Below are 1,545 nucleotides of genomic sequence, written 5' to 3' on the forward strand. Positions count from 1 at the left end.
CCCCGATAGCCGCGTTGCGCGTCACGAGCCGCGAGACCACCTCGGGCGAGCGCGCCGCCGCTTTGAGCGATGCCGCCGTGATGCGCTCCCCTTCCGGCACGTACACGGCCAGGCACGAGAAGCTGGGCTTGCCCGCCGTGAACAGCCCGAGCCCCCGCGAGGCCGCCCGCACGTCGTCTTTGCCCAGGCCCGCACGGCGCAGCGGCGATACCACGTCCAGCTCGGCCAGCGCGCGGAAGCCCGGGCGGCGGGCGGGGTCGTCCGTCGCATTCGTTCCGTCGGCCAGGGGCGTGCCGGCGAGGCCGTCCTCCTCGAGGCGCTTCAGTATCGTGGAGAAGATGAAGCGCTTGCACCGGTAGCAGCGGTCGGGAGGGTTCGCGCAGATGGCGTCCTCTGCCAGCACATCGGCGTCGACGATGGCCAGCTCGAAGCCCAGTTCGGCCGCCAACCGCTCGGCGTCGGCTATCTCGCAGGGCAGCTGGAACGCCGTGCGCACGAGGTAGGCCCGCACGTCCACGCCGGCATGGCGCGCCGCTGCCACCAGATACGAAGAATCGCACCCGCCCGAGAACGCCACGGCCAGCCGCGGCGTGTGCGCGAAGAAGGCGTCGAGCGCCTCCGCGCCCGCTTCCTGGCCGAGGCCGACGAACGGGGCCTCATCCTGTTCGAACATCGATGCATTCCTTCCCACAAGGTTTCACCCACCATACAACTTGGAGCGTGCTCCAAGTCAAGCAGGCTATCGGTTCCACATGGTCCCGCGGCAAGGCGCACGGTAGCGTCAAACGCCCCGCCGTGTCAAAAACGAGGCGGTTTGGCAATCGCGGCAACGAGTGACAGAGCAGTCGATCGCCGACGACCTGGTATTTCATCCGCACAGCCCGCTTTTCGAATACGAAGACGCGCCTCAAGATTGCCAAACCGCCTCGTTTTTGGCAGAAGAGGCCGATTTTCGCGGCAACCCCTCCAGCCGGCTGCGGTCAGCGCCCGCTCCCCTCCGACAGCCGCACTCGACGCCCGTCCCTCCCGCGGCCGACCAGGACCGGCGCTCCCCTCCCCGCACTGCACGGGAAGCCAATCGGCACGACGCGCCTCACCTCTTCTCGAACAGCCCCGCCGCCCGCACGAGCTCGCGCACGATGCCGATGCGCTGGGGGCACACGTCCTCGCACGCGCCACACGCGACGCACGACGACGCCGGGCCCGCCGAGGCGTTCCAGTCGTAGTTCTCCTGCGCGCGGTGCTCGTCGCCGTACAGCGCCAGTATGTTGAGCGATGCGAGCGCGGCGGGGATGCGCACGCCCTGCGGGCACGACTTCAGGCAGTACCGGCAGTCGGTGCACGGCACCGTGGGGATGCCGTCCAGGATGGCGCGCACGTGGTCGAGCGCCGCGCGCTCCTCGGGGCCGACGGGGCGGAAGGCGCGCATGGTGCGCACGTTCTCCTCCACCTGAGCGGGCGTGGACATGCCCGAGAGCACCGTGAGCACGCCGGGCAGCGACGCGGCGAAGCGCAGCGCCCAAGCCGCCAGCGGCTCGTCGGGCG

General features: G+C 70.2%; 2 protein-coding genes. Both read right to left on the reverse strand.

Features of this window, described 5'->3' with window-relative positions:
- The coding region (gene larE, locus GPA_RS19580) for an ATP-dependent sacrificial sulfur transferase LarE (protein ID WP_231847669.1) at window positions 1-673 on the reverse strand (673 nt) is incomplete at its 3' end.
- Window positions 674-1,093: 420 nt separating this feature from the next.
- Window positions 1,094-1,545: 4Fe-4S dicluster domain-containing protein (locus tag GPA_RS14915; protein WP_041239745.1), on the reverse strand; the 452-nt coding region annotated here is incomplete at its 5' end.

This window comes from Gordonibacter pamelaeae 7-10-1-b (assembly GCF_000210055.1).
Lineage (GTDB): Bacteria > Actinomycetota > Coriobacteriia > Coriobacteriales > Eggerthellaceae > Gordonibacter > Gordonibacter pamelaeae.